5 protein-coding genes and 2 rRNA genes are annotated in these 7,375 nt (G+C 56.1%); 6 read left to right on the top strand and 1 reads right to left on the bottom strand.

Annotation, left to right across the window (positions count from 1 at the left end; translation table 11 throughout):
* From LC417_RS11130 to aceK, 6 genes are all read left to right on the top strand, one after another.
* A 23S ribosomal RNA gene (locus LC417_RS11130) occupies nt 1-99 on the top strand; the annotation flags it as partial.
* A 92-nt stretch (nt 100-191) separates the two neighbouring features.
* Nucleotides 192-307: ribosomal RNA gene (gene rrf / locus LC417_RS11125) — 5S ribosomal RNA — on the top strand.
* Between the two features lie 179 nt (nt 308-486).
* Nucleotides 487-1,416 carry a homoserine O-succinyltransferase gene (gene metA / locus LC417_RS11120; protein ID WP_010252696.1) on the top strand — a complete coding sequence of 310 codons (930 nt, stop codon included), beginning with the start codon at nt 487-489 and terminating at the stop codon, nt 1,414-1,416.
* Nucleotides 1,417-1,679: 263 nt separating this feature from the next.
* Nucleotides 1,680-3,278, top strand: coding sequence for a malate synthase A (aceB, locus tag LC417_RS11115; RefSeq protein WP_223565833.1), 1,599 nt, complete (start codon nt 1,680-1,682; stop codon nt 3,276-3,278).
* Between the two features lie 17 nt (nt 3,279-3,295).
* Nucleotides 3,296-4,597 carry an isocitrate lyase gene (gene aceA / locus LC417_RS11110; RefSeq protein ID WP_010672196.1) on the top strand — a complete coding sequence of 434 codons (1,302 nt, stop codon included), beginning with the start codon at nt 3,296-3,298 and terminating at the stop codon, nt 4,595-4,597.
* A gap of 62 nt (nt 4,598-4,659) precedes the next feature.
* Nucleotides 4,660-6,408: a bifunctional isocitrate dehydrogenase kinase/phosphatase gene (gene aceK, locus LC417_RS11105; protein ID WP_033787556.1), complete on the top strand. Its 1,749-nt coding sequence runs from the start codon at nt 4,660-4,662 to the stop codon at nt 6,406-6,408.
* Here aceK and iclR read toward each other — a convergent pair.
* Nucleotides 6,383-7,210: a glyoxylate bypass operon transcriptional repressor IclR gene (gene iclR / locus LC417_RS11100; RefSeq protein ID WP_223565838.1), complete on the bottom strand. Its 828-nt coding sequence runs from the start codon at nt 7,208-7,210 to the stop codon at nt 6,383-6,385. The genes aceK and iclR overlap by 26 nt on opposite strands.
* Nucleotides 7,211-7,375: the final 165 nt, after the last annotated feature.

Genomic DNA, 7,375 nt, shown 5'->3' with positions numbered 1-7,375 from the left:
CTGAAGGGACGTTGAAGACTACGACGTTGATAGGCCGGGTGTGTAAGCGCAGCGATGCGTTGAGCTAACCGGTACTAATGACCCGTGAGGCTTAACCTTACAACGCCAGAGGCGTTTTTGAGAGACACGATTTTCAGCCTGTTACCGGATATATCTGCGCGGCCTTACGGGCGGCGCGGAGACAGAATTTGCCTGGCGGCTTTAGCGCGGTGGTCCCACCTGACCCCATGCCGAACTCAGAAGTGAAACGCCGTAGCGCCGATGGTAGTGTGGGGTCTCCCCATGCGAGAGTAGGGAACTGCCAGGCATCAAATAAGTGAAGAAGCCCCGCACGAAAATGCGGGGCTTTTTTACGTCTGCACTTTGCCACGTTAAGCTGAAACATTTTCATTTTCTGCATCAAACCTCGACATCTTACAACGATCAGGCTAATGTTGGGCATCCAGATGTCTAAACGTTTATATGGTTGTAAGAGGTGAGCAGGTTATGCCAATCAGGGTTCCCGACGAATTACCGGCAGTGAATTTTTTGCGTGACGAAAATGTCTTTGTGATGACATCGTCGCGCGCCAGTGTTCAGGAGATCCGCCCGCTTAAAGTGCTCATACTGAATCTGATGCCGAAAAAGATCGAAACGGAGAATCAGTTTCTGCGTCTGCTTTCCAACTCGCCCTTACAGATCGATATTCAGCTGCTGCGCATCGACAGCCGCGAGTCACGCAATACGCCCACTGAGCACCTCAACAACTTCTACTGCAATTTTGAAGATATCCAGCATGATAACTACGATGGCTTAATCGTGACAGGTGCACCACTCGGGCTGGTTGATTTTAATGATGTCGCTTACTGGCCACAGATTCAGCGCGTTCTGCACTGGGCAAATGAGCATGTCACCTCAACCCTGTTTGTCTGTTGGGCGGTTCAGGCCGCGCTTAACATTCTGTATGGCATTCCCAAGCAAACCCGGCATAACAAACTGTCTGGCGTCTATGAGCATCAGATACTGCATCCCCATGCGTTACTGACCCGCGGTTTTGATGATAATTTCCTCGCACCGCACTCACGCTATGCTGATTTTCCCACTCATTTGATAACGGATTACACCGATCTTGAGCTGTTTGCTGAATCGGAACAAACCGGTGCCTATCTGATGGCGAGTAAAGACAAACGTCTGGTGTTTGTTACCGGTCACCCGGAATATGATGCCCTGACGTTGTCTGGTGAGTACCATCGCGATTATGAAGCGGGGGTGAATCCGGAAGTCCCTTATAACTATTTCCCGCAGGATAATCCGGTATTGCCACCCCGCGCCACCTGGCGCAGCCACGGCAATCTGCTGTTCTCGAACTGGCTCAACTACTACGTTTACCAGATCACGCCGTTCGATCTGCGTCACATGAACCCAACGCTGGAATAGTCCTGTCTGAAGATCAACTGAACCGTGTTAGCCGATAGCAACACGGTTTTTTTTCGCCTTTAAAACGTTAAATGAAAGCAATTCCTTTAATGGATTAAAGTTTTATTGCAGATAAAACATAAGGATAGGTTAATTTATATTTAAAAATGGAAATAGTTTTTGATTTAAAAAAATAAATGCTTATGCTCTGATCCTGTAGCTCATAAAATAAACACCGTGTGGATCCGCTGCTTTCGATCCTTTGAATACAGGAGAACGCCAGCATGACAGACTCAGTGATCAGCCATACCCTGATTTTCAGCCAGCCCTTTAGCCATGCAGAACAGCAGCTGTTAACGCCCGAGGCTGTTTCTTTTTTAGAGTCTCTGGTCGCACGCTTTGCACCGCAACGCGAAGTGCTGTTATCGGCTCGCCAGCAGCGTCAGCAGCAATATGACCAGGGCTATCTGCCAGACTTCGATATGGAAACGGCTTCCATAAGGGCCAGTGAATGGCGTATTCAATCTATTCCGGCAGATTTAGAAGATCGTCGGGTCGAGATCACCGGCCCACCCGATCGGAAAATGGTGATTAACGCCCTGAACTCGAACGTTAAAGTCTTTATGGCCGACTTTGAGGATTCTCTGTCTCCGGAGTGGTCAACGTTGATTGAAGGGCAGCTGACACTGCGCGAAGCAGTACAGGGCACCCTGAGTTATACCAGCGACAAGGGCAAAATTTATCAGCTCGGCGCTACCCCTGCGGTGCTGATGTGCCGGGTGCGCGGTCTGCATCTGTCAGAAAAACATGTCAGCTGGCAGGGAAAGGCAATTCCGGGCGGGCTGTTTGATTTCGCGCTCTATTTCTTCCACAACGTCCGGCCATTACTGGCCAAAGGCAGCGGGCCTTATTTCTATCTGCCGAAAACCGAGAGCTGGCAGGAGATCGCCTGGTGGCGTGAGATCTTCAGTTTCAGCGAGGATCAGTTCGATCTGCCGCGTGGCACGATCAAAGCCACTGTCCTGATCGAAACCTTACCCGCCGTGTTTCAGATGGATGAGATCCTGTGGAATCTGCGCGATCACATTGTTGGCCTCAACTGTGGCCGCTGGGATTACATCTTCAGCTATATCAAAACCCTTAAACAGCATGCGGATCGCGTGCTGCCGGATCGCCAGTCCGTCACCATGTCTCAGCCGTTCCTGGACGCTTATTCGCGACTGCTGATTAAAACCTGTCATCGGCGGGGGGCTTTTGCGATGGGCGGGATGTCAGCGCTGATCCCCGCTAAAGATCCCACGCGCAATGCCTGGGTACTGCAGCGCGTGACGGAAGATAAGCAGCGGGAGGCAGGTAACGGGCATGACGGCACCTGGATTGCTCATCCTGGTCTGGCAGAGACCGCGATGGCGGTCTTCAACGTCGCGCTGGGCGACCGGCCAAACCAGCTGCAGGTCATGCGGGAAGAGGATGCGCCGATCACTGCGGAGCAGCTGCTGGCGCCCTGTCAGGGTGAGCGCACCGAAGCCGGTATGCGCGCCAACATCCGTGTTGCGCTGCAATACCTTGAGGCGTGGATCAGCGGTAACGGCTGTGTCCCGATTGACGGACTGATGGAGGATGCCGCCACCGCTGAGATCGCACGCACCTCAATCTGGCAATGGATTCGTCATCAGCAAATGCTGAACAACGGCCAGCAGGTCACAGCTGAACTGTTTCTGCGCTGGCTTAACGAAGAGCTGCATCTGCTGCAAAACGCGCTGGGCGAAGCCCACTTCAGCGCCGGTCGCTATGACGACGCGGCGCAGCTGATGGCTCAGATCACCACCGAGCGCGAGCTGGTTTCCTTTCTTACCCTGCCAGGCTATCGCCTGATCCCCTGAACAGAGGAGTTATTGCCATGACACGTACTCAACAGATCGATCAACTGGAACAACTCTGGCAGACCGCACGCTGGCAGGGCATTACCCGCCCTTACAGCGCAGCAGAGGTCGTCAATCTGCGCGGCTCGGTCTTGCCCGCCTGTACGCTGGCAGAGCGCGGTGCGGAAAAATTATGGGCGTTGCTGAATGGCGAGGCGAAGAAAGGGTATATCAATAGCCTGGGTGCGCTGAGCGGCGGGCAGGCACTGCAGCAGGCCAAAGCGGGCATCGAAGCGATCTACCTTTCTGGCTGGCAGGTAGCGGCGGATGCCAACGTGGCGGGGCAGATGTATCCCGATCAGTCCCTCTACCCGGTGAACTCGGTGCCGGAAGTGGTGACGCGCATTAATCAGACCTTTCAGCGCGCCGATCAGATTCAGTGGTCCAGCGGCATTGAAGCGGGGGACAGCCGGCACACCGATTTCTTCCTGCCAATTGTGGCCGATGCTGAAGCTGGTTTTGGCGGCGTGCTGAATGCGTATGAGCTGATGAAGGCGATGATTCAGGCTGGCGCGGCGGCGGTCCACTTCGAAGATCAGCTGGCGGCGGTAAAAAAATGCGGTCACATGGGCGGCAAAGTTCTGGTACCGACTCAGGAAGCCATTCAGAAACTGGTAGCGGCACGGCTGGCTGCCGATGTGATGGGCGTGCCAACCGTGCTGCTGGCACGAACTGATGCCGACGCCGCTGACCTGATTACCTCAGACTGCGATGAATACGATCGTCCCTTTATCCAGGGCGACCGGACGGCAGAAGGCTTCTTCCGCACCCACGCCGGCATTGAACAGGCGATCAGTCGCGGGCTGGCCTATGCACCTTATGCTGACATCCTGTGGTGTGAAACCTCAACGCCGGATCTGGCGATGGCGCAGCGCTTTGCCGACGCCATTCATGCGCGTTTCCCCGGCAAGCTGCTGGCCTACAACTGTTCACCGTCGTTCAACTGGAAGAAGAACCTCGACGACCGCACCATCGCGAAGTTTCAGCAGGCGCTCAGCGATATGGGCTATCGCTTCCAGTTCATCACGCTGGCGGGCATCCACAGCATGTGGTTCAACATGTTCGATCTGGCCCACGCCTACGCCCAGGGCGAAGGGATGCGTCACTATGTTGAAAAGGTTCAGCAGCCTGAGTTCGCTGCCCGCGATCGCGGTTACAGCTTCTCATCGCATCAGCAGGAGGTGGGCACCGGCTATTTTGATCAGGTGACTAATATCATTCAGGGCGGTAAGTCGTCGGTCACCGCGCTCACCGGTTCGACCGAAGAGCATCAGTTCTGACTCTTTTCCTCTGCTGATTCCCCCGTCCGCAAACCGCGGGCGGGCGTTTACCGGAGCTGATTATGCCGCCACGCGAATCATTGATCGCCCACACTATCCTGCAGGGTTTTGATGCACAGTATGGTCGCTTTCTCGACATCACTGCTGGCGCGCAGCAGCGGTTTGAGCAGGCGGAATGGCAGGCGGTGCAGCATGCCATGAAGGCCCGCATCCATCTCTATGATCATCACGTCAGCCTGGTTGCCGATCAATTGCGGGTGCTGAACGGTGCCGCCAGCTGGGATGAGATGTTCTGGCTGCGTGTTAAGGACCACTATCAAAGCCTGCTGCCCGGCTATCCACGGCATGAAATTGCCGAAAGCTTCTTTAATTCCGTCTACTGCCGGTTACATGGACATGCCGATCTGCAGCCGGACCGGCTGTTTATCTTTAGCTCTCAATCCCTGACCGCGCCGGTCACACCTTTGCGCCCGTTATCACGCCGTTATCAGCCGGAGCGGGGCTGGCTGGCACTGGTGGATCAGGTGTTGAGCGATTTACCGCTGACGTTGCCGTGGCAGCACCGCGCTCGCGACGTCGGCTGGATTCTCCGCCACCTGCAGTCGCATTTTCCCCGGCTGGACCAGGGCTGGCTCGAGGTTAACAGTGAACTCTTCTATCGTAACAAAACCGCCTGGCTGGTGGCGCGCCTGCATCTGCCGGAAGGCATTTTGCCCTGTCTGCTGCCGATCCAGCGCAGTGAAACGGGCGAACTGTGGATCGACACCTGTCTGACCGATGTGAATGACGCCAGCATTGTGTTTGGTTTTGCCCGCGCCTATTTCATGGTTTATGCGCCGGTGCCTGCGACGCTGGTCGCCTGGCTGCAACCGATTCTGCCTGGCAAAACCCTGGCGGAGCGCTATATGGCGATTGGCTGCCAGAAGCACGGTAAAACCGAGAGCTATCGCGAGTATCTTCAGGCGCTGGCAGAGAATGAGACGGCCTTTGAGATCGCACCCGGCGTGCGCGGCATGGTGATGCTGGTTTTCACACTGCCGGGCTTTGACTGGGTGTTCAAGGTCATCAGGGATCGCTTCGCGCCGCAAAAAGAGGTGACGGAAGCGCAGGTCCGCGCCTGTTATCAGCAGGTTAAAGAGCACGATCGCGTGGGACGTATGGCGGATACGCAGGAGTTCGAGCAGTTTGCGCTGCCGCTGTCGCGCATCTCACCGGCGCTGCTGGCAGAACTCCACGCCTGCGTGGCTGAGAAGCTGCATATCGAAGGCGATCGCCTGATTATTCGTCACCTGTGGCTGGAGCGCCGTATGCAGCCGCTCAATCTCTACCTGGCCCAGGCGAATGCCGCAGAGCGACGTCACGCGATTGAAGAGTATGGCAATGCCATCCGACAGCTGGCGGCGGCCAATATCTTTCCCGGAGACATGCTGTTTAAAAACTTCGGCATCACCCGCCATGGCCGGGTGATTTTTTACGATTACGATGAGATCCGCCCGATGCAGGAGCTGCACTTCCGGGAGGTGCCCGCGGCGCGCTATGAGGAGGATGAACTCAGCGCCGAGCCCTGGTACAGCGTCGGGCCGGACGATGTCTTCCCGGAAACCTTTCGCTATGCGTTATGCAGTGAAGCCGCTACCGGCGCATTGCTGCTGCAACTGCATCCGGAGATATTCGACGCCCGCTGGTGGCGCGCGCAGCAGCAGCGCATCGCCCAGGGCCATGTGGAAGAGGTGATCGCCTGGCGGCAGACGCAGCGTTTCAGCGTCTGCTACGGCGCAGATAAAGTTAACGACCGCTGTACGCCAGCGTAACCTGGCGCGCTTCGCGGATGACCAGTGCACCTAATTCAGTAATCCGATCGTCTGTCATGCGGGCGATGGGGCCGGAGATGGAGAGCGCGGCAAACGCCTCGCCATGTTCGTCATAGATTGGCGCGGCGACACAGCGTAGTCCAAGCGCATGCTCTTCATCATCAAACGAGAAGCCCGTTTTGCGCACCAGCGCCAGATTCTCTTTCAGACTCTGCGGCGACATCAGGGTTTTCGGCGTGTAGTAATGTAATCCTTTCTGATGCAGCAGGGCGGTGACCTGTTCATCGCCCAGATGGGCCAGAAACGCTTTGCCTGCGCCAGACGCATGCATCGGCAGCTTGCCGCCAATCGGCGCGGACATTCGCATCAGCTGGGTACACTGCACCTGATCAATGATCACCGCCTGGTGATCGCTGAGATCCAGCACCGCCAGATTCACCGTTTCACCGGACTGCTCCATCAGGCTACGCAGCACCGGGTGTACCAGCGCCAGCAGGTTACGGCTCTGCAGGAAACTGCTGCCGACCACGAAGGCGTGTGCGCCGATCGTCCACAGCCCGAGATCGCCCACCTGCCGGACAAAACCCTGCTGCTGCATGGTGCTGAGCAGGCGATGCGTGGTGGAGTTAGGCAAACCCGCCTGCTGAGCCAGCTCGGTCAGCGCTACGCTGCCATGTGAGTCAGCAATCAGCTCCAGCAGCGTCAGGCCACGGGTCAGCGATTGCACCTGACCGCCCGCGGGTGCGGCGACAGGGGTGCCACGGGGTTTCTTGCCGCGCTTAACAGGAACCGGCGTTGCCATCATTGTTTCTCCTTTTACATTGTGGAAATCATTTTCGTTTTAATCACGCGCATTGCAAACGCTGGTTTTCTGGTCAGACCTGTACAGCCGTGACCTGAAAATCTCTCATTCGAGGTTACTTTGTCGCCTGACCAGCTTGTGCCAGAATGAAAAACGGGCTTTTCC

It is taken from the genome of Pantoea sp. OVA07A (assembly GCF_019969975.1).
GTDB classification, from domain to species: domain Bacteria; phylum Pseudomonadota; class Gammaproteobacteria; order Enterobacterales; family Enterobacteriaceae; genus Pantoea; species Pantoea agglomerans.
The sequence above is the reverse complement of the archived record's forward strand: the minus strand, read 5'-3'. Positions and strand labels throughout refer to the sequence as shown.